Source organism: Candidatus Zixiibacteriota bacterium (genome assembly GCA_016933955.1).
Classification (GTDB): Bacteria; Zixibacteria; MSB-5A5; order GN15; family PGXB01; genus JAFGTT01.
The window spans coordinates 54,954-76,156 of record JAFGTT010000015.1 but is presented as its reverse complement, the minus strand read 5'-3'; the positions used below and the strand labels follow the sequence as shown (position 1 = coordinate 76,156).

Annotated in this window: 21 protein-coding genes; 18 read left to right on the top strand and 3 right to left on the bottom strand. The window is 48.3% G+C overall.

Going from position 1 to position 21,203, the window contains the following annotated elements:
* Positions 1 to 75: 75 nt before the first annotated feature.
* The 3 genes from rfaE2 to rfaE1 form a co-directional block, all read right to left on the bottom strand.
* The gene (gene rfaE2, locus JXQ28_05295; GenBank protein MBN2277142.1) at positions 76 to 534 is read right to left on the bottom strand and encodes a D-glycero-beta-D-manno-heptose 1-phosphate adenylyltransferase; all 459 of its coding nucleotides are present in this window, start codon (positions 532 to 534) and stop codon (positions 76 to 78) included.
* A gap of 146 nt (positions 535 to 680) precedes the next feature.
* Positions 681 to 1,121 (bottom strand): CoA-binding protein, encoded by a 441-nt coding sequence (locus JXQ28_05290; GenBank protein MBN2277141.1) that lies wholly within the window; start codon positions 1,119 to 1,121, stop codon positions 681 to 683.
* 8 nt (positions 1,122 to 1,129) lie between these two features.
* Positions 1,130 to 2,089, bottom strand: coding sequence for a D-glycero-beta-D-manno-heptose-7-phosphate kinase (gene rfaE1, locus JXQ28_05285; protein ID MBN2277140.1), 960 nt, complete (start codon positions 2,087 to 2,089; stop codon positions 1,130 to 1,132).
* A gap of 126 nt (positions 2,090 to 2,215) precedes the next feature.
* Between rfaE1 and JXQ28_05280 the strand changes: the two genes are divergently transcribed.
* From JXQ28_05280 to JXQ28_05195, 18 genes are all read left to right on the top strand, one after another.
* Positions 2,216 to 2,551 (top strand): DUF3467 domain-containing protein, encoded by a 336-nt coding sequence (locus tag JXQ28_05280; protein MBN2277139.1) that lies wholly within the window; start codon positions 2,216 to 2,218, stop codon positions 2,549 to 2,551.
* Positions 2,548 to 4,284: a DUF1957 domain-containing protein gene (locus JXQ28_05275; protein ID MBN2277138.1), complete on the top strand. Its 1,737-nt coding sequence runs from the start codon at positions 2,548 to 2,550 to the stop codon at positions 4,282 to 4,284. The genes JXQ28_05280 and JXQ28_05275 overlap by 4 nt, the downstream gene beginning before the upstream one ends.
* An 80-nt stretch (positions 4,285 to 4,364) precedes the next feature.
* Positions 4,365 to 4,595 (top strand): hypothetical protein, encoded by a 231-nt coding sequence (locus JXQ28_05270; GenBank protein MBN2277137.1) that lies wholly within the window; start codon positions 4,365 to 4,367, stop codon positions 4,593 to 4,595.
* Between the two features lie 112 nt (positions 4,596 to 4,707).
* Entirely contained in the window at positions 4,708 to 7,041 is a 2,334-nt protein-coding gene (locus tag JXQ28_05265; GenBank protein MBN2277136.1) for an efflux RND transporter periplasmic adaptor subunit, read from the top strand.
* An 85-nt stretch (positions 7,042 to 7,126) separates the two neighbouring features.
* Positions 7,127 to 7,756, top strand: coding sequence for a hypothetical protein (locus JXQ28_05260; GenBank protein ID MBN2277135.1), 630 nt, complete (start codon positions 7,127 to 7,129; stop codon positions 7,754 to 7,756).
* Positions 7,737 to 8,810, top strand: a complete 1,074-nt coding sequence (locus JXQ28_05255; GenBank protein MBN2277134.1) for an aminopeptidase P family protein — start codon at positions 7,737 to 7,739, stop codon at positions 8,808 to 8,810. Before JXQ28_05260 ends, JXQ28_05255 begins: the two co-directional genes overlap by 20 nt.
* A gap of 53 nt (positions 8,811 to 8,863) precedes the next feature.
* A complete protein-coding gene (accB, locus tag JXQ28_05250) occupies positions 8,864 to 9,358 on the top strand; it encodes an acetyl-CoA carboxylase biotin carboxyl carrier protein (protein ID MBN2277133.1) in 495 nt (164 codons plus the stop codon).
* An 18-nt stretch (positions 9,359 to 9,376) separates the two neighbouring features.
* Positions 9,377 to 10,504, top strand: coding sequence for a PilT/PilU family type 4a pilus ATPase (locus JXQ28_05245; GenBank protein MBN2277132.1), 1,128 nt, complete (start codon positions 9,377 to 9,379; stop codon positions 10,502 to 10,504).
* 29 nt (positions 10,505 to 10,533) lie between these two features.
* Positions 10,534 to 11,904: an acetyl-CoA carboxylase biotin carboxylase subunit gene (gene accC, locus JXQ28_05240; protein ID MBN2277131.1), complete on the top strand. Its 1,371-nt coding sequence runs from the start codon at positions 10,534 to 10,536 to the stop codon at positions 11,902 to 11,904.
* 36 nt (positions 11,905 to 11,940) lie between these two features.
* On the top strand, positions 11,941 to 12,318 hold the full coding sequence (gene gcvH, locus JXQ28_05235; protein ID MBN2277130.1) for a glycine cleavage system protein GcvH: 378 nt from the start codon (positions 11,941 to 11,943) through the stop codon (positions 12,316 to 12,318).
* A 16-nt stretch (positions 12,319 to 12,334) separates the two neighbouring features.
* Positions 12,335 to 13,669 (top strand): aminomethyl-transferring glycine dehydrogenase subunit GcvPA, encoded by a 1,335-nt coding sequence (gcvPA, locus tag JXQ28_05230; protein ID MBN2277129.1) that lies wholly within the window; start codon positions 12,335 to 12,337, stop codon positions 13,667 to 13,669.
* Entirely contained in the window at positions 13,659 to 14,036 is a 378-nt protein-coding gene (locus tag JXQ28_05225; GenBank protein ID MBN2277128.1) for a hypothetical protein, read from the top strand. Before gcvPA ends, JXQ28_05225 begins: the two co-directional genes overlap by 11 nt.
* 38 nt (positions 14,037 to 14,074) lie before the next feature.
* Complete coding sequence (locus tag JXQ28_05220; protein ID MBN2277127.1) at positions 14,075 to 14,971, top strand: tetratricopeptide repeat protein; 897 nt, start codon at positions 14,075 to 14,077, stop codon at positions 14,969 to 14,971.
* 25 nt (positions 14,972 to 14,996) lie between these two features.
* Positions 14,997 to 16,454 carry an aminomethyl-transferring glycine dehydrogenase subunit GcvPB gene (gene gcvPB, locus JXQ28_05215; protein ID MBN2277126.1) on the top strand — a complete coding sequence of 486 codons (1,458 nt, stop codon included), beginning with the start codon at positions 14,997 to 14,999 and terminating at the stop codon, positions 16,452 to 16,454.
* Between the two features lie 62 nt (positions 16,455 to 16,516).
* On the top strand, positions 16,517 to 18,085 hold the full coding sequence (locus JXQ28_05210; GenBank protein MBN2277125.1) for an ATP-binding cassette domain-containing protein: 1,569 nt from the start codon (positions 16,517 to 16,519) through the stop codon (positions 18,083 to 18,085).
* Positions 18,086 to 18,348: 263 nt separating this feature from the next.
* Positions 18,349 to 18,960 (top strand): bifunctional pyr operon transcriptional regulator/uracil phosphoribosyltransferase PyrR, encoded by a 612-nt coding sequence (gene pyrR, locus JXQ28_05205; GenBank protein MBN2277124.1) that lies wholly within the window; start codon positions 18,349 to 18,351, stop codon positions 18,958 to 18,960.
* Positions 18,957 to 19,889, top strand: a complete 933-nt coding sequence (locus JXQ28_05200; GenBank protein ID MBN2277123.1) for an aspartate carbamoyltransferase catalytic subunit — start codon at positions 18,957 to 18,959, stop codon at positions 19,887 to 19,889. Before pyrR ends, JXQ28_05200 begins: the two co-directional genes overlap by 4 nt.
* Positions 19,890 to 21,203 carry a dihydroorotase gene (locus JXQ28_05195; protein MBN2277122.1) on the top strand — a complete coding sequence of 438 codons (1,314 nt, stop codon included), beginning with the start codon at positions 19,890 to 19,892 and terminating at the stop codon, positions 21,201 to 21,203.

Here is a 21,203-nt window from a genome sequence, read left to right as displayed (position 1 = left end):
AAAATATACCTTTGGGTTCTGACTATTGTCAAGATATACGAAGAAAAGAAAAAAGCCGCTGTTTAAATGAACATCTTATGATCTCAATCTTTCGATAATGGCGGTCGTGGAACGGCCTTTGAGATAACGGATACGTTTGACAACACCGCCATACGACTTAACGAAATCGGCCCCGACAATTTCCGAAATTTTGTAATCGGCACCCTTGACCAAGATATCCGGGCGAATAAGTCTGATCAAGCGTTCCGGGGTCGCTTCCGAAAACAAAACGACATAATCGACGGTTTTGAGAGCCGCCAGGATACGGGCCCGATCTTTTTCATCTTGAATCGGACGACTGGGTTTGAATTTTTTAACGGAACTGTCGCGGTTCAAACCGACGATGAGAACATCACCCAAACGGCGGGCTCGAGTCAGGTAGTCGATATGTCCATAGTGCAAGATATCGAACACGCCGTTGGTGAAAACGATTTTTTTGCCTTTCCGGCGTAATCCCGTGACCAGGAGGACGATTTGATTTTCGGTGAAGGTCATGTATATATTGTCGGGTGTTTTCATGGTAGTTCAAAAAGATGATTTGTTAATGTTCATAAATAATACCATGCCGGGTGAAACGGAACCAATTATAGTCTATTCTGCTCCATTATTGAACAACTCCGCCGAAGTCAATGCCGATCCGGTTACAGCTTCCCCAGTAGTTTCCAGATAAAACGATGAAAGGCATGCAGGCCTTCAACCGGGGCCGCGTACATCAAAATGCATTTACGCGAAACTGTTTCAATGCCTTTTTTACGCAATTCCTTTTCGATTTCGCTGAAATTCGCACCCTGTTGAAGCCAGACCCGCTTGATGCCGGATTTCTCGATATTAGCCAGGGCCGGGGCGGCTTTGTCCGGCCGGAGACAGACCACGACAGAATCAACTTCCGGCGGCAGGGAATGAATATCCCGATAAGTCCGGTTGCCCCCGATAGCGTCTGCCCGATGATGAATCGGAAAGACATTATACGGCTTTTGTTTCAGCGTTTCATAGACGGCGTTGCCGAATTTTTTGCTTTTCAGCGAAATTCCGATAACCGCCAGATTTTTTGCCGATATGAAATTTTGAATAGTTTGATCCATAATGACTTTTAACTTCCATTGGCAAAATTTCTTTTCAGTTCTTCTGTCAGGATCGGCAAAGAAATTGTGGCTGTGCCGATCTCACCGACTACCACACCGGCGGCGCAGTTGGAGATAACGGTCGCCTCCCTGAGGGTGGCCCCCGCCGCCATGGCCGAAACGAACAAGGCCACGACTGTATCGCCGGCGCCGGTGACATCATATACATTGCGGGCCACGGTTGGAAAATAGTCAACCTCACCACCCGGGCAAAACAGGGCCATACCCTTTTCACCCCGGGTAATCAAAATCGAATCTGATTCCAGTTTTTCCAGTAAATAGCGGCCAACTTCGTTTAAATCTTTATCGGTTTTAATCCGTCTTCCGGCGACAAAACCGGCTTCATGATGATTGGGTGTTACGACCGAGACTTTTTTGTAATTGAAAAAGTGGCTTTCCTTGGGATCAACCCCGATAAAGAGACCTTTCTCACGGCACATAGGGATGACTTTCTCCAGCAGAGAAGCGGTAATGACTCCTTTACCGTAATCTGATATCACGACCCCGTTGATGGTGTCGATCACGGCCTGGGTCCGTTTGATTATCCGCTGTTCGATTTCGGTTGAAATTTCGGATATGTCCTCGCGATCCGCCCGAACGACCTGCTGGGAAGAAGCAATGATTCGGGTTTTGATGGTTGTTCGGCGGCTGTTGTCGTCGACAAGGTAATCCCGGGATATATTTTTGTCTTTGAGTATCTGGGATAGTTTGATGGCCGCATCATCGATACCAACCGGTCCGATCAGGCAAGGAATATTGCCGAGGGCGGCGATATTATTGGCGACATTGGCCGCCCCACCCAGCCGCAATTGCTCATCGAATATTTCCACCACCGGAACCGGGGCCTCGGGCGATATTCGGTTGACCGATCCATAGAGATACTCATCGAGCATAATGTCGCCCAGAATTAATATTCTTGCTTTTCCCATATTTGCGGTTATCTTATTAATTCGATCTATTTTTATCGGCATGGTCGAGACTCTTTGGCATTGGTTAAATTAATGGCCAATATATAAAAAGTTCGCCTGCCATACAAGAATAAAGAGGGAGAAAGAATGGATATGAAACAGACGCCGCGGATAAATATCGAGCTGGGCGAAAAGGAAGCCGAGGGAATCTATGCCAATATGGTTATGCTGGGCCATTCGCCGACCGAAATGATACTTGATTTCATAAGGGTTATGCCGGGTTCCCCGAAGGCCCGGGTTCAATCGCGGATTATTATGACACCGGCTCATGCCAAAATGCTTCAGAGGACACTGGAAGAGAATCTGAAGAAATACGAAAAACAATTCGGGGAAATCAAGATTCATGGTAACCCTGAGGCTATGATGTCCAAGAATATCGGTTTTGAATCCTCAACCTCATCTACCGGAGAAGAAAAGGAATGACAAAAGGCTATTTTGCATTTGTATTACATAATCATCTGCCGTACGTCCTCGCCCACGGACGCTGGCCGCATGGAATGGACTGGTTATCCGAAGCGGCCGCCGAAACCTATATCCCGCTTATCCGGGTTCTCAATGAAATGATTGCCGAGGGGATCAAACCGAAAATCACCTTCGATATTTCCCCGGTCTTGTGCGAACAGCTGGCCGATGAATCATTTAAGGAAGAATTCCGCAATTATCTGACACAAAAAGTCCGGGCCGCGCAGCATGATGCCGAGGAATTCTATAAGTACAGCCAGGACAATATGCTGGCCAATGCCCAGATGTGGGAACGCCTTTATGGCGAAACTCTCAGCCATTATAATGCTATCAAGGGTGACATTATCGGCGAGTTCCGCAGGTTTCAGGAAGCCGGCTATCTTGAAATCATGACCTGCGGCGCCACGCATGGATATTACCCGCTGTTGTCACGGGATGAATCGCTTCAGGCGCAGACAAAAATGGCTGTCAAGAATTATCGCAAGCATTTCGGGCGGGTTCCAAGAGGCATCTGGCTTCCCGAGTGCGCCTATCGGCCGCGTTATAAATGGGCCCCGCCGGTGCCCATTGACGGTTCCATGGATGCCTACAATCGCAAAGGGGTCGATGAATTTCTCTCAGAAAACGGGATCGACTTTTTTATCGTTGACAGCGCGCTTCTTAAAGGAGGCAAATCGATCGGGGTTTACATCGACCGATTCGAAGCGCTGAAACGTCTCTGGGGGCAATTTGAAGCGGAGTACAAACCGCGCAAGGAGGATAAGGATAAAACCCCGCGGGAGGTGTACCTGGTAAGTTCCGCCGCCGAAGGGAAAAAACCGACGGCTATCTTCACCCGCGACCCTGAAACCGGGCTATTGGTCTGGTCGGGAGAACATGGGTATCCCGGCGACGGTCATTATCTTGATTTTCACAAGAAACGATTCCCGGGCGGTCATCGTTATTGGGCGGTTACCTCGGCCAAATCGGATCTGGCCGATAAAATCGAATATTTCCGGGATGGAGCCATGCGGCGGATTCCCGAGAATTCGGGACATTTTGCCGGAAAAGTCCATGATATTCTGGCGGGGTATTATGATCAGACCGGGCGAACCGGAATTTTAACGGCTCCGTTCGATGCCGAGTTGTTCGGGCACTGGTGGTTTGAGGGGCCGGAATTTCTGAAGGCCGTTATTACAACTATAGCGAAAGACCCGCAGATCGAATTGACTTTCTTAAGCGAGCATTATGACCGTGTCCAGCCAACCGAGATAATCTCAATTCCCGAAGGCAGCTGGGGTGAGGGAGGCCATCATTATATCTGGCTCAACAGCGAGAATGAATGGACCTGGAAACGAATTTACGAAGCGGAAAAGAAAATGACCGAACTGGCTCGTTACTATATCGATCATAAGAGTGATATTGAAAATGAAATGGTGGATATTCTCAAACAGGCGGCGCGGGAATTGATGCTGATGTCGGCCTCGGACTGGCAATTTTTGATTTCGACCTGGTCGGCTCGCGACTATGCTGAATTACGGATTTCGGAACATTATGCCGATTTTAAAAAGTTGGCTGAGATCGCTGAAAAGAAAATCCGGGGCGAGGAACCGTCCACCGGCGACTGGGAATTTCTCGGGGATTGTTCACGGCGCGATGCGCTCTTTCCCGAGATCGAACTGGAATGGTTCGCCCGGGTTGAATATCCGATTTGACAATAATGCAGGTATGATATAAAGGCGGGCCTGTTCCCCGCCTTTTTTATGTCAGTTTTTTATTGCCAAAAAGAGAGGATTTGCGGCATCTTGGGGGTATGGGTGTTTCCAGCAAGACATCGATATGCCCTTATTGCAAGGAACAGATTACTCCGGGGGCATTACTCTGTAAACATTGCGGGACACCGTTGAAATTCCCCAAACCCAAGAAGAAGGTTCCATTCTGGCGCACGGCTTATATGCTCGGAGTATATTCTGGCATCGGTTTTATGCTTCTTATGATATATTTATGGAATAAGATATTCTCGTGATTCATAATATTCGTTATTCTTCATATCTCTGATTATAATTGGCTTTCCCTTTGACTATCTTTGCTGGTATTAACTATATTAGTTATTAATCTTTTCGGCGAAGCGCAAAAATATGGATGAGAAACCGCCCAAAATACGTGATGATCTGATTATTCAGGAGATAAAAGGAAAGGACGGTTCTCTTCATTATGTCATCAAAGATCCCCTGACCGGTGCCTATTTCAAAGTCGGCGAACCGGAACGATTCATCATCAGGAATTTCGACGGGCAAAAATCCACTGATGAAATCGCGGCGGCCTTTAAGGAAAGATTCCAGATTGATCTCGATCCGGCCGAGATCGATGGTTTTTCCGGGCAACTGCAGGTGCTTTGTTTTCTGGATAATGATCTGACCCGGGCGGATCTTCTCAAGAAACAGAAGGACTCAAGTGCCGAAAAGCCCCGAACGCTGTTCGGGAAACTGATGTTTGTCAAGATTAAGGCCTTTAATCCGGGCCGATTATTCGACCAAACGGCAGGGCCCCTGAGGTTTTTCTTCACCCGGGGATTTGTAATAATCGCCTTTATGACGATTGTTTTTTCTTTTTTACTGGCCATCTATAACGCTAAAGAACTGGGCAGAGATCTCACCCGGTTATTTAATCTCGAAGGACTCATCCTGGTTTATCTATCCATTCTGGTTGTCGGCATGCTTCATGAATTCGCCCATGGATTGACCTGCCGTCATTTCGGAGGTAAGGTGCATGAAATTGGTTTCCTTATTATTTATTTTCAGCCGGCTTTCTATTGCAATGTTTCCGATGCCTGGTTGTTTCCGGAAAAGCGGAAGAGACTGTGGGTTTCATTTTCGGGCGGTTTTTTTCAATTGTTTATCTGGGGGCTGGCGGTGCTGGTCTGGAGAGTGACGCAGACGGATATATTATTAAATAAAACTGCCCTGGCGGTAATGACCTTTTCGGGGATACATACCCTGTTCAATTTCAATCCCCTGTTACGGTACGACGGCTATTTTCTTCTTAGCGATTATGTCGAGATTCCCAATCTTCGTACCAGGGCCCGGAGGTACTGGGGGATGGTTCTGAAAAAGCTGTTTGTCGGCGAATATGGTGAGCCGGGTCGTTTTAATCGACGCGAAAAAAGAATTTATTTTTACTATGGCATTTTGTCCTTTGTTTATTTAGTTTTTGTCCTTGGATATTTCTTGTTAAAGGTCGAGCATTATCTGGTAGCGGAACTCGGCGGCACCGGTTTTATAATTTTCGCCGCCATAATGCTGTTGTTGATCAGGAATATAATCGTCGATATGGCCAGAGGCATAGCATCATTGTTCAAATCCGGAAGCGGATATTTTAAAAGACGAAAAACTTTCACCATCTGTCTTCTGGTTCTGGTGGTGCTGGTCCTGATATCGATTTTCGGTCGGTGGGAATTGCGAGTCAAGGGGGAACTGGAACTGGCCCCGGTGCAATCGCTGTCTCTGAAGTACAACAGTCCGGGCTATGCTCAGTTGATTTATTACAACGCCGATCAATCATCGTCCGATAATCAGCGGCAGGTTTCGGTTTTCGGCGGCGATTACACCACCACCACTTTGGTTCCCTTGATAAACCTGGAAGACCGGGTATCCAAAGGGCAGACAATAGCCAGGCTTTTAAATTCCGAGACCCAGCATTTTATTCAGGATTACAGCGCCCAGCTGGCCAAGTCCGAGGAGGAACTGACCATTCTGAAGCTGGGGGCCCGTCCAGAAGAAATCGCCCAGGTCAGGAGTAATCTGAATGGTCTTGAAGCCCAACTGGCGCTTTCCATACGGAATCTGGAGCGAATGAACGAGATGATGGAAAAGAAAGTGATTTCCAGAAAGGAATGGGAGGATGCCCGGACCGACTCGGTGGTTTGGGATGCGAAGGTCAAAACGGAGAGAAATAAATTGAATCTGCTTCTGGCCGGAGCGCGACCTGAGGAAATCCGGGCCAAGGAAGCCGAAATCAGTCAATTGAAAAGCCAGATAGAGTTCCATCAGGCGCAGGAAGATTTCTATGAAATCAAATCGCCCATAAACGGGGTAGTGATCAGCCTTGATACGGGCGAGGTTGTTTGCGAAATCGCCAAACTCGATACGCTGGAGGCGACCATTGTTCTTTCGGAAAAGGAGTTGGCGGATATCACTCTCGGATTACCAGTCAAGTTCAAGGTTCGCGGGTATCCCTCGAAGACGTTTTATGGAACGGTATTCAGAATAGGCCGGAAGGTTTATGTAAATCATCAGGATGATCGAGTGTTTGATGTCTTTTGCCGGGTGAGTAATCCCGATCATATTTTGAAACCGGGGATGACCGGGGTAGCCAATATCTATTGTGGTAAGAGGGATATCAGTTATCTGATTTACAGAAAGTTTTTCAGAACCATAAAGACGGAATTCTGGGATTGGTTTGACTGGTGGTGAGATTTATTAGCCAAAAGGGGATATGATATTTCGGCAATTATTTCATCATCAGGTATAATTATAAATAAGCTCATTAGTAGTATATATGAATAACGATTTGATCCCGGAACTGGCCTCGAAAGGCTATTGGCCGGCGGTGGCCGCCGAATATTTCAATGATAAAAAATATTCCCGGGCAGTGGAATTGTGTACATCGCGGCTCAAGGAATTTCCCGGGGTGATTTCGGGGCGGATCGTTTTGGCCCGGGCCCTTTATCATTCAGGGCAATATGAAGCCGCCGAGGATCAATTTTACACGATATTGAATTATGATCCGGATCATGCCATGGCTCTTAAATATCTGGGCGATATCAAATTCATGATGGGAGATGAGTCAATCGCGTTTAATTTCTATGCCCGCGTTATGGTTCTTGAACCGTGGCCCGGGGTGTTGAGTTATCCCGTTAAAAGAGAATCCGGTGAGGCCACGCGAATTCTTATTCTTAAAAAGAAGGAAGAAAAAATCACCGAGAGGGGAACTCATCTGAGGGAATTGCCGTTTCGGACGGAAACCCTGGCCGATTTATTAATCAGTCAGGGTCATCAGCGTCTGGCCGCCCAGGTCTTAAGAGAATTGGTTGAAGCGACAGGTGATGTGAGACTGAAAGAAAAATTAGCTAAAACAGAAGAAGCCCTTAAGGATAAGGAAAAAAAGGATGTATTCCAGGAGAATTAAGAAATTTCAGCAGTTTATGAAAAAAGAAAATCTGGATGGTTTCGTGATCAACCGGATGGTCAATATCAGGTATTTATGCGGATTTTCCGGTGATACCGGATTGCTGGTAATATTAACCGGTCAGGCTTTCCTTTTGTGCGACAGCCGCTTTTACACAATGGCCCGAAAGGAAGTCAAGGGCGCCCGGGTTTATTTAACTAAGAGCCTGCCGCTTAACGAGTTAAAGGACATGGATCGATTCCAAATCAAAAATTATCGTTTCGGCTATGAATCTGATTATTTAAGTTGCAGTCAATTAAAGACTTTGCAGGAAAATTTGCCTGCGGCTCTGTTGGTGCCGATGACCGATTCGGTTGAATTTCTCTCTATTATAAAGGACAAGGGCGAGATAGAATTAATTCAGGCAGCAGTAGATATTGCCGATACTGCTTTTGATCGAATTTTGGGTTATCTGAAACCCGGCCAGCGGGAATTGGAAGTGGCCGCGGAGTTGGAATACCAGATGAAAATGATGGGTTCCAATAAACCGGCTTTCGATACTATCGTAGCTTCCGGTTTTCGTTCGGCGATGCCTCATGGCGTGGCATCGGATAAAAAAATCCGGAAAGGGGATTTTGTAACTTTTGACTTTGGGGCTGAGTATAAGGGTTATGTCTCCGATATGACCCGCACGGTTATAATGGGTAAAGCTACGGCCCGGCAGAAGAAGATTTATAACCTGGTATTGCGAGCCCAGCGGGCCGGAATTAAGAAAGTGAAACCGGGTGTGGAATGCCGGGCGGTCGATACTGCAGCCCGTAAAGTCATTGATCGAGCGGGATTTAAGAAAAATTTCGGGCATGGAACCGGGCACGGGATCGGGATTTACGTCCATGTGAAACCAAATGTCGGTCCGCGAAGCACCGATACTCTTAAAAAGGGGATGATTATCACGGTGGAACCGGGAGTATATATTCCGGAGTGGGGTGGAGTGAGGATTGAGGATGATGTTCTGGTCACCGGCAGAGGCGGAAAAGTTATGAACCAGGCGCCAAAAAAACTGTTGGAGCTGTAGTTTTTATTTGTTATCTTTTCGCGTCTTTGAAGCCTGGAAAGGTTGAATTTGATATGAATGAGAAGATGATTAGAAAATTGATAAAACTGGTCGAGGAATCCAATATCGATCAGCTTGAGGTCAATAGCTGGGGCAGGAAAGTACGGATAACCAGGCGATTGCCCAGCAATAACGGCCATTCCGAAACATCGGCTCTGGTTCAAACGGTTACGAATCCAGTTTCTTCCTCATTGGCCCCGATTTCAAAACCATCTCCGACTGTGGCAGTGGTTGAAACTTCTCCATCGGAGGATGCCGATCAGAATTTGATTCCGATCAAGTCGCCCATGGTCGGCACTTTTTATGCCGCTCCGGCTCCCGATGCTCCTCCTTATATCAAACAGGGGCAAAAGATTGAGGTGGGTCAGGTGGTATGTATTGTGGAAGCTATGAAGCTGATGAATGAAATTGAATCGGAAGTCGCCGGACGTGTGGCCAGGGTCATGGCCGAAAATGCCCAGCCGGTGGAATTCGGCAAAGTTCTATTCCTGATAGATCCCAAAGGATAACCAAAGGGGCAATAAATCATGAAGCTCAAACAAATGCTTGTGGAGATGCTGAAATTCAAGGCATCCGACCTTCATTTACGAGTGGGGATTCGTCCTCATCTGAGGGTCAACGGGCTTCTTGAGCCCATTCAGACCGATCCTTTGACAATTGATGAAATGGAGAATGTGGTTACCCAGATTCTTAATGAAACACAGCTGGATCGGTTTCGGCGGAAAAATGAGATGGATCTGGCTCTTTCGGTCGCCAAACTGGGGCGGTTCCGTATCAACCTTTTCCGCCAGAGAGGGACGACCGGAATTGCTATCCGTGCCGTCAACACCCAGATTCCTCAATTCGACGAATTGAATCTTCCTGATACTCTCAGGACCTTATCCATGGAAAAGCGGGGCATGATTGTTATCACCGGGACGACCGGTTCGGGAAAATCCACCACCCTGGCGGCCATGATCGAGCAAATGAACGCCAGCCGGATTGACAATGTATTGACAGTTGAGGATCCAATCGAATATATTTATCGGGACAAGAAATGTATCATCAGTCAACGCGAGGTGGGTGCCGATACGGAATCATTTGCCACGGCTCTTCGTTATTCCCTTCGTCAGGATCCCGATGTGATTCTGATTGGTGAAATACGTGATGTCGAGACAATGTCGATTGCCTTGACAGCGGCCGATACCGGGCACCTTGTGCTGACGACACTGCATACTTTGAATGCCGTGGAGACGCTTTCACGGATAATATCATTTTTCCCTCCTCACCAGCACCAGCAGATTCGCCTGCTTCTGGCCGGAACGTTGAAGGCGGTCGTCTGTCAGAGGCTGTTGACGCGTTCGGATATGCCGGGCCGGGTTCCGGCCCTGGAGATTCTGGTCTCAACAGCCGCCATAAGGGATTGTCTACTGAGTCAAGAAAAAACGGCGGCCATAATCGATTTGATCGAGCAGGGCGAGCAATACGGGATGATGTCTTTTGATCAATCCATAATGAGGCTTTATCGAACCGGCATGATTTCCTTCGAGGAAGCCATGACCCAGTGCACCAATCCGGACGATTTCGATCTGCGTGTCAAGGGCATTACCGGGGCGGCCGACCGCTGGACGGCCTCCAAATCAGGTGAAGAACAGAGTGACTTGCATAAAATATAGCACTCTGACAAAAGGTTAGGATTATATCATTGTTTAATAAAATTCTTATTGCCAATCGGGGTGAAATCGCCCTTCGGGTAATTCGGGCCTGTCGGGAATTGGGGATCAAGACGGTGGCGGTTTACAGCGAGGCGGACCGTGATTCGCTTCATGTCCGTTTCGCCGATGAGGATGTTTGTATTGGCCCAGCTCCGGCCTCTGCAAGCTATCTTGATGCCAAGCGTATAATCGCCGCGGCCGAGGTAACCAATGCCGATGCCATACATCCGGGGTACGGTTTTCTGGCCGAGAATGCCGATTTCGCGGAAATCTGCGAATCATGCGATATAACTTTTATCGGTCCCGAACCGGACATGATCCGGAATATGGGCGATAAGGGTATGGCCAAAAAACTGATGAAGAAAGCCGGCTTGCCGGTGATACCCGGTTCGGAAGGGGTGGTTAATAGTATTGATGAGGCCAGATTGGTGGCGGCCGAAATCGATTACCCGGTGTTAATCAAGGCGGTAGCTGGCGGGGGCGGGCGCGGTATGAGGATGTGCCGGGATGATAAGGAGCTGGTTAACGGTTTCCAGATGGCCCGGGCCGAAGCCGAGGTGGCGTTCGGCAATCCCGATGTCTATATTGAGAAAGTGATTTTAAATCCCCATCACGTAGAAATCCAGTTGATGGGCGATTCGTTCGGGAATATCATCCATTTCGGTGAACGCGATTGCAGTATCCAGAGACGACACCAGAAATTGATTGAGGAATGTCCCTCGCCGCTTCTGACACCAGAGCTCAGGAACCTGATGGGTCGGACAGCTGTCCGCGGGGCATCAACCATCAATTATCTCGGGGCCGGGACGATGGAATTCCTGGTCGATAACGATCTTAATTTCTATTTTATGGAAATGAATACACGGATTCAGGTGGAACACCCCATTACCGAGGAAGCTACCGATATAGATTTGCTGAAAGAACAAATACTGGTGGGGGCGGGTGAAAAGTTACAATACCGGCAGGAGGATGTGGTTATGAAGTGGCACGCTATCGAATGCCGGATCAATGCCGAAGATGTCGAAAAAGATTTCCGTCCCACTCCGGGTGAAATCACCTCTTTTCATGTTCCCGGCGGCCGGGGTATCCGGGTGGATACTGCGGCTTATGCCCGTTACGTGATTCCGCCATATTATGATTCCATGATAGCCAAGCTGATTGTCCGGGAAGAAACCCGCCTGAAGGCTATAGAAAAAATGAAATTTGCGTTGGAAGAATTTATCGTGGAGGGCGTTCCCACCACAATCGATTTTCATAAAAGAATTTTAAGTCATCCCGATTTTGCCGCAGGCCATTTCGATACCGGATTTATCCCGAAAATGAATGCGGAAAAGGGAGAAAAAGCGGCCGATGTTACCTAATCGACCAATCAGAATAATCAGTAGTGGAGGTGTTTTGTGAATATTCCTGCCGGATTGAAATATACCAGAGAACATGAGTGGGTAAAGGTTGACGGCAAAACCGTTACCGTCGGAATTACCGATTATGCCCAGGGTGAATTGGGTGATATCGTTTTTGTGGAACTGCCCAAACCGGGGGCCGAGTTGAAAGTCGGCGGCGCATTCGGAACCATTGAGGCAGTCAAGGCCGTTTCGGATATATTCTCGCCTGTGACAGGTAAGGTCCTTGAAGCCAATACCGCTCTTGAAGATGATCCCATGGTTATCAATCGAGATCCTTATGGAGAGGGGTGGATGATAAAAGCCGAGATGGCCAATGACTCTGAATTAAATAATCTCCTTTCCCCAGAAGACTACAAGAATTTGATTGGATAGGACTCATTATCATACCATGTCATACATACCCAATACCGATGATGATCGGCATCGGATGCTGGAAAAAATCGGTGCCGATAAGATAGATGATCTATTCTGTGCCATCCCTGAAAATTTAAGACTGAAGAATCCGTTGAACCTCCCGAAGTCTCTGTCTGAAATGGAGTTGATGCGGGAAATCGAGGGGATCGCCGCCCGCAACCGGGGCAATCTGACCATCTTTGCCGGGGGAGGAACCTATGATCATTTTATCCCCACGGCGGTCGAGGTAATCTCAAGTCGTCCTGAATTCGTGACGGCCTATACGCCGTATCAGGCCGAAGTATCCCAGGGAACCCTTCAAGTTATTTATGAATTTCAAAGCCATATCTGCCGCCTCACAGGAATGGATGTGGCCAATGCGTCGATGTACGACGGTGCTTCGGCGGCGGCGGAAGCCGCCATGTTATCAGCAGCAAAAACGGGCCGCTCCAAAATTCTTATATCCGACACGGTTAGCCCGCTGTTTCGCAATGTCATCAGAACCTATCTGTCGGGACAGAAAATCGAGATTGTTGAGCTGTCCCAGCATGAAGGGACAACCGATTTTGATTTGCTGAAGAAGCGGATTGACGGGGATACCGCCGGAATCATTCTGGCCCAGCCCAATTTTTTCGGTATGATCGAAGATGTGGAGCGGGGCGGTGAAATCGCTCATGCTTCAGGGGCTCATCTGATACTGGCAATCGATCCGATTGCCGCCGCCGTGCTTAAAAGTCCGGCGGAATGCGGCGCCGATATCGTGATAGGCGAGGGGCAACCGCTAGGTATTCCACTCAATTTCGGCGGATCGCTCCTTGGATTCTTTGCTGTGAAAAAAGAATTAATTCGTCTTTTGCCGGGTCGTCTGGCGGCGCGGACCGATGATGATAAGGGCAATACCGGTTTTGTTCTAACATTGCAAACCCGGGAACAGCATATCCGCCGTGAAAAGGCAACTTCCAACATATGCACCAACCAGGCTTTAAGTGCCACGATGGCGACGATTTATCTTTCGCTGATGGGTAAACAAGGTCTCAAGCGCGTGGCGTTGCTGTCAATGGATAAAGCTCATCGTGCGGCAGATATGATTTTCGCAAACAATAAATATCGTCCGTATTTTAAGGGTGCCTTTATCCGGGAATTCGTGGTCAAAACCCCGGTTCCAGCCAGAGAACTGATAGACCGGGCCATCAGACAAAATTCCGTTCTGCCGGGTATCAATCTTGGACGGTTCTATCATGATATGGATGATGCCCTGCTGGTGGCATTCACGGAAAAAAGAACTGATGACGAAATTAATGCCCTTGCCAGGGTCCTTAATGAAATTTGAAACCATGGTATATTGCCCGAATTGCAAAGAGAATTTCCCGGGGGATTTGACCTCGTGCCCGAAGTGCAATTATGATTTCAACGGGCATGAAGCCGGGAAAGAAGATAAATGGCCGGCGATCGGGATGATTTCCGATCGAACCTCGGCCGATTATGCCCGTGAAACGCTGCTGTCGTACAATGTTCCCTGTGTTGTTTTCTCCGGATCGGGATACTTGGGTAATGCGGGTTTGAGCATGCCTTCCTTTACCGGAAAGGTAACCGCCAAGTACGTTGTCCATGTGCCCGCGGAACACCGGGAGGAAGCGGAGAATATTCTGACCATGATACTCGGCGACGGCTGGGAAAAGATTGCCGATAAAGACTGAACATAGTAAGTAACATTAATAGCATTGAGGATGCATGAATGAACCTTCGGAAAATGTCACAGATGATAACAATTATTCCAGTCTTGACCATCATCGGTCTATTGATCGCGGGCGGTTGCGCCAAAAATAACGATACCATTTCAGTTCCGACCGGGATTAATTTCGCCGCGGATTATACGTCGGCACTGCAATTGGCCGGTGAAAAAAATCAGATCATGGTAATAGATTTTTATACCGATTGGTGCCGCTGGTGCAATACCCTCGATTCGGCCACTTTCCATGACTCGGCCGTGATTGCTTTTTCGCAAAACATGGTATTTGTCCGGGTCAATGCCGATACCGATACACTCACGGCTCAAAAATATTCCATCCATGGTTACCCGACCGTGGTCGTGGCCCAAAGCGACGGGACGGAAATTGACCGGATCAGCGGATATATGCCGCCGGAACCTTTTATGGAAACCATTCAAAACTATCTTCAGGATAAAGAAACGCTGGCCGATTATCTTCGTCGGGCCGATACCAACGCTACAATTATGGTCAATTATGTTCTGGGTGATAAGTACAGTAGTCGCGGTATGAATGACAAGGCCGTGGATTATTTCCAGAAAGTCATTGCGGCCGACCCGGATAATAAAGACAGTCTGACTATCGATGCCATGTTTTCGATCGGCTCGATTCTGATCGGTGAAAAGGATTATCAGAAAGCCCTCGAACTGTTTGATGAGATTATTGTCAAGTTTAAGGGTACCCCGGGTGCTGTCGATGCCGTTCTCTGGAAGGGAATCGCACTTCGCAATATGGGTGATACCTCCGGAGCCATTGCCGTTTTCCGGGGCTTTTTAAAAGACAACCCGGATAATCCGGATTCGGCCTATGCGAGAAGCCAGATCGATAAACTGGTGAATCCATCGCCCGCGACAGGGGGGAAATAACAGAATTTATTACGAATTTGCAATTATGGATAATAGAGTACTTATATACGAAAAATCATCGAAGGGGATGATCGGTTGTCCCATGCCGGAACCGATGCGGGATGAAAAAGAATTACTGGAAATGATTCCTGCGAAATATCGCCGGACCGGGGATGTTCCGTTGCCAGAAGTGGCCGAGGGTGAATTGATGCGTCACTATATCGGTCTTTCGGTCAAGAATCACCATATCGATAAGGGTTTTTATCCACTCGGGTCATGTACCATGAAGTACAATCCCAAGGTTAATGATAAGGCGGCCTCGCTTCCCGGTTTTACCGGTCAGCATCCACTGGCTCCCTGCCATACCGCATCCGGTTCGCTTCAGGTAATGTATGAGTTGGGTGAATATCTCAAGGAGATTTCAGGATTCGATGCTATCTCATTACAGCCGGTAGCCGGAGCGCAGGGGGAATTCGCCGGATTGCTTATTATAAGGGCGTATCACAAGGATCAGGGCAATCTCCGTAAAAAGATACTGATCCCGGATTCCGCCCACGGGACCAACCCGGCCTCGGTTGCCCTGGCGGGTTATGAAACGGTCCAGATCAAATCCGGCGAACAGGGGATAATCACACCCGAAGCGGTGGCCGAGGCGGCTGATGAGGAAACTGCCGGGTTAATGCTGACCAATCCCAATACCCTTGGATTATTTGAATCCAATATCGAAAAAATAGCGGAAATTATTCACGGTGTCGGCGGATTGATCTATATGGACGGAGCCAACCTGAACGCCCAGATGGGATTTGTTAAACCGGGGGAAATAGGCTTTGATATTCTCCATTTCAATCTTCATAAAACCTTTTCGACGCCTCATGGCGGCGGTGGTCCCGGAGCCGGAGCCGTGGCGGTGGTGAAGAAACTGGGCCGGTATCTACCGTGCCCGGTTATTGCGCGGGATTCCGATGATAACGGACGGCTGTATCTCAATTACGATCGGCCCAAATCAATCGGCAGTCTGCACTCATTTTACGGAAATTTTGCCAACAGCATTCGTGCCTATGCCTATATAAGGTCTCTGGGTCCTGACGGTATCAGGGATGTCTCCGGTAATGCGGTTTTAAATGCCAATTATTTGAAATCGCTTTTAAAGGATGATTTCGATATACCCTATGATCAAACCTGTATGCATGAATTCGTGTTGTCCTGCAACCGACAAAAGAAGTTCGGAGTTAAGGCTCTGGATATGGCCAAGCGATTACTTGATTATGGTTTTCATGCGCCGACGGTTTATTTTCCGCTGATAGTCCCGGAGGCCTTCATGATCGAACCGACCGAAACGGAAAGCCGGGTGACTCTGGAGAATTTCGCCGAGACTCTTAAGGCTATTGCCCGGGAAGCCGAAACCGATCCGGATATTCTGCATCATGCGCCTCATACGACTCCGGTGGGTCGTTTGAACGAGGCCCGGGCGGCCCGGGAACTTGATGTGTGTTACAAGGGATAACCGGTAAATATTGACTTGATTATTGACGCCGATGGCATAATTTTGCCATCGGCGGTTTTTTTATGATTGAATTCAACCGAGTTTCATACGCTTACCCCGGCGGCCGGCGGGCCTTACGGAATATCACCCTGAAAATAAATAAAGGAGAGAGAGTCATCATACTGGGCAGTAACGGTTCCGGCAAAACCACCCTGGCTCTTCTTGTCGATGGCATTCTCCGGCCGACCGAGGGAACGATCCTGATCGGCGGGATCAATCCGGTCGATGTCCAAAACACGTCCTTGATCAGACATCGCGTCGGTCTTGTTTTTCAAAACCCGGACAATCAACTGGTGACGACCACAGTCGAGCGCGAACTGGCCTTTTCGCTGGAAAACAGGAATGTTTCATTTGAGAAGATGCATATACAGGTCGAGCGAATGCTGGATTATTTCGGGCTGAAAAAATTCCGTAAACGCTTGACTTCCGAACTCTCCGGAGGCGAAAAACAGCGCCTGGCCCTAGCGGCTGTGATGGCCGCCGGACCCGACATTCTGATTCTTGATGAACCCGGCTCATATCTTGATGAATCCGGTAAAAGGTTATTAAACGATGCCATCGCCTTGCTTTTATCGGAGAATAAAGATTTGACAGTACTACGAATCACGCAGTACAGTGAAATCGCCGCCGATCAGAATCGTCTGCTGGTTTTTCACCAGGGCGCTCTGGTTGCGGATGATCATCCTGAAGCGATTTTCTCGAAGCCGAAGAAACTGGCGGCCATCGGCCTTCGGGCACCGCTTAAGAATCGTCTGCCGGTCGGGCTTTTGGGGCGAGTCCCGGAAATGGTTTCGGAAAGCGCCAATAATTCTCAATTGCCACATTCGATTACCATTGATTCTCTATCATTCGGTTATGATGTCCGCGGCAGTGGCTATCTTTTCGATAATCTGAATCTGAAAATTGAATCCGGTAAAATACACGGTCTGGTGGGTCCTTCGGGAAGCGGTAAAACAACCCTGATCCAGCTTATGGCCGGGTTACTCAAACCCGACAAAGGGACAATCCGATATTCTAATTTCCGGCCCGATCCGGGCCGGTTGGCGGTTTCCTTTCAGCAACCGGAGCGCCAGTTTTTTCTGGATACGGTAAATCAGGAAATTCGTTTCGGTGCGGAGAATCTCGGTTTACCTGATATTGATTCCATTGCGGAAGGGTGTTACCATTTAATAGGAATGCCCCGGAGCGAGTATGCCGATCGTAATCCTTTTACGCTTTCAGGCGGAGAGAAAAGACGTTTGGCCTTCGGCTGTATCCTTTCGCTGGATCCGGCCTTTGTTTTTTTCGATGAACCGACCTGTGGACTTGACCCGGATGGGGTGGAACGATTCGAGGCTCTGGTAGCTCGGCTTCAACACAAAAAAATCGGTGTGGTCATTGTTTCGCATTACGGTGATGTGATTTTTGACCTTGCCGATAAAGTGGTAACGCTGGATGGGGGCCGGATAGCGGATTTAATGGATAAGCCGGATTTTTTCCGCAAGGTGGACTATTCCTCCTACTTGTCGGTTCCGGAGTTGGTAGCCTATCAATTAAAAACATATGGGGAGGTGCTGTATTTTAAAGAATCCGATTTGCCGGATGAGATCTAAAGTCGAATTATTATTTATTGTCAGATAATGTTTTAGAGAATGATTTTGACACTTTCCTTCAAGTCTTTAAATAGTCCTTGACCTCTTTTGATAAAAGTATATTTTTGGTGCGACCGAACCTTTTAAGGCGGTACTGTGAGACCGCCAAAGGGAAGATATGAAAGCCTCGTTTATTACATATTTTCATCACAACCCAGAATTCAGACAATTTTATAATAATGGATATTTGAATTACATTCGGAGCATAATGACAAGGAGGTCAATTGACTGATATCAAGGGAGAAACTGTTCTCAATGAGAAAGGGATTTCACGGGCTATAACGCGAATCGCCCATGAAATTCTGGAAAAAAACAGCGGTGCCGAGACCCTGGTGGTTATCGGTATTTTTCGGCGGGGATCGGATCTGGCCAAGCGAATCGCCGACAAGATTGAACAGATCGAAGGGATAAAAGTGCCGGTGGGGTTGCTGGATATCAACCTCTACCGTGATGATATCCACACCAAGCTTGACCAGCCCATAATTCAACGGACCCAGATCTTGTTTGATGTGGTGGATCGGAATGTTATCCTGGTGGATGATGTCCTGTATACCGGCCGAACCATTCGGGCGGCCCTTGATGCCATAATTGATTTCGGTCGTCCGCGCTCGATTCAACTGGCGGTTTTGATAGACCGCGGTCATCGTGAGTACCCGATCCGACCCGATTATGTCGGCAAAAATATCCCCACTGCGAAAACCGACCGGGTGGCTGTCAGGTTGAATGAAAGTGATAATGAGGAGTTCGTAATCGTTGACAAATCCGGAACCGGCAAGAAGGCCGGTCAGAAGGAATCCGGACCGAAAACCGGGACTAAAGGGGGGAAGAAGAAATGAAATTAAGTTCAAGACATCTTCTTGGTCTGGAGGGGATGTCCGCCGAAGAAATCACCCTGATTCTTGATACCGCCGAGTCTTTTCGGGAAATCATCGAGCGGCCGATCAAAAAGGTTCCGACCTTACGCGGCGTAACTGTTTTGAATCTCTTTTATGAACCATCGACACGAACCAGGATTTCGTTCGAACTGGCGGAAAAGCGATTGTCAGCGGATTCGATTAATTTTTCCAAATCAACATCATCGGTAACCAAGGGCGAGTCTCTCAAGGATACCGTTAAAAATATCGAGGCGTTAAAAATAGATATGATCGTGGTCCGTCACGCCTCCACCGGGGTACCATATTTTCTCACTCAGTGCACCGCTTCCAATATCATCAATGCCGGTGACGGCAGGCACGAACACCCCACCCAAGCACTTCTGGATATGATGACTATCCGGCGCAAGTACGGTCACCTGAACGGACTCCGGGTGGTTTTGGTCGGAGATGTCAAACATTCCCGGGTGGTGCGGTCCAATATCTGGGGATTAAAGGCAATGGGGGCCTCGGTTGCTTTGTGCGGGCCATCGACCCTGCTTCCCTATGAATCGGAGAGATTCGGGGTCGACCTTTATAGTAATCTGGATGAGGCAATCGACGGGGCCGATGTAGTCAATATTATGCGGATTCAGTTGGAACGCCAGCAGGCCGGATTATTTCCATCCATGCGGGAATACACCAATCTTTTCGGGGTGACCGCTGAGCGCATGAAACTGCTCAATAAAAATCATACAATCATGCATCCGGGGCCGATGAATCGCGGGGTGGAAATAACTTCCGAGGTGGCGGACGGGGAATCCTCGGTTATTCTTGAGCAGGTTACCAATGGACAGGCGATCAGAATGGCGGTTCTTTATCTGTTGTCGGGCAAGAAAGGGGAAGAAGCATAGATGAAACAGGCCAAGTACGATCTGGTGATAAAAGGCGGACGGGTGATTGATCCGGCCCTGGGTTTCGGTAAGGAAACCAGTATCTTTGTCAAGGACGGCAAAATAATCGGGGTCGAAAAGGAATCGAAAAAAACTCAAAAGGAAATGGCTTCTCTGCCTTCGGAAAGTGTCATCGACGCCTCGGACAAAATAGTGACCCCGGGATTGATTGATATGCATGTCCACCTGCGGGAACCGGGATTCGAGGACAAAGAAACCATCACGACCGGGTGCCGGGCGGCCGCCGCCGGGGGATTTACCTCGGTTTGCTGTATGCCCAATACTTTTCCTACAATTGATAATCAGGAGGTGGTCCGGTTTATACAATCGCGGGCCGAAAAAGCCGATGCCCGGGTTTTTGTGGTTGGAGCTATAACCAAGAGACTTAAGGGTGAAGAACTGGCCGAAATCGGCGAACTGGTCAAGAGCGGCGCCGTGGCCATCAGTGACGATGGAAATTATGTTCAGAATCCGGAAATAATGCGGCGGGCGTTTGAATATGTTCGGATGTTTAATATTCCGATTATAAGTCATGCCGAGGACAGCTACCTCTGCGCCGATGGTATTATGAATGAATCATACGAGGCGACCCGACTGGGTATTAAAGGGCGCCCGAATGTAGGCGAGGTAATTGCTGTTCTCCGGGATATCAAACTGTGCCAGTTTACCGGGAGCCGGTTGCATATTGCCCATGTTTCCACGGCCGGTGCGGTCGAGGCGATTCGCCAGGCCAAACGTGAGGGAATTCGGGTGACGGCCGAGGCCGCTCCGCATCATTTCTGCCTGACCGATGATCTGATCGGTCTTGATTTCGATACCAATCTCCGGGTGAATCCTCCGATTCGAGCCAAAAAAGATGTTGAGGCCGTAATCGAGGGTCTGGTTGATGGTACTATTGATTGCATTGCCACCGATCATGCGCCGCATTCCGAGGAAGAGAAAGATGTCGAATTCGATATGGCTCCTCCGGGAATGATTGGACTTGAAACTGCCCTGGGACTGGTTAAAACCAGGCTTATCGACAAGGGGTATCTGTCGTGGGCTGATGCCATTCGTAAGATGACTATCAACCCGGCCCGGATTTTGAATCTGCCCGGCGGGACACTCGAAAAAGGAACCGATGCCGATATAACGATTATTGATCCAGAAAAGAAATGGACGGTCAGAAAAGAAAAATTCCGCTCCAAGTCAAAGAATTCACCATTTATCGGATGGAAACTGACCGGCCGGGTGGAATATACTATAGTAAACGGTAAGGTTGTTTATCAGGCCTGA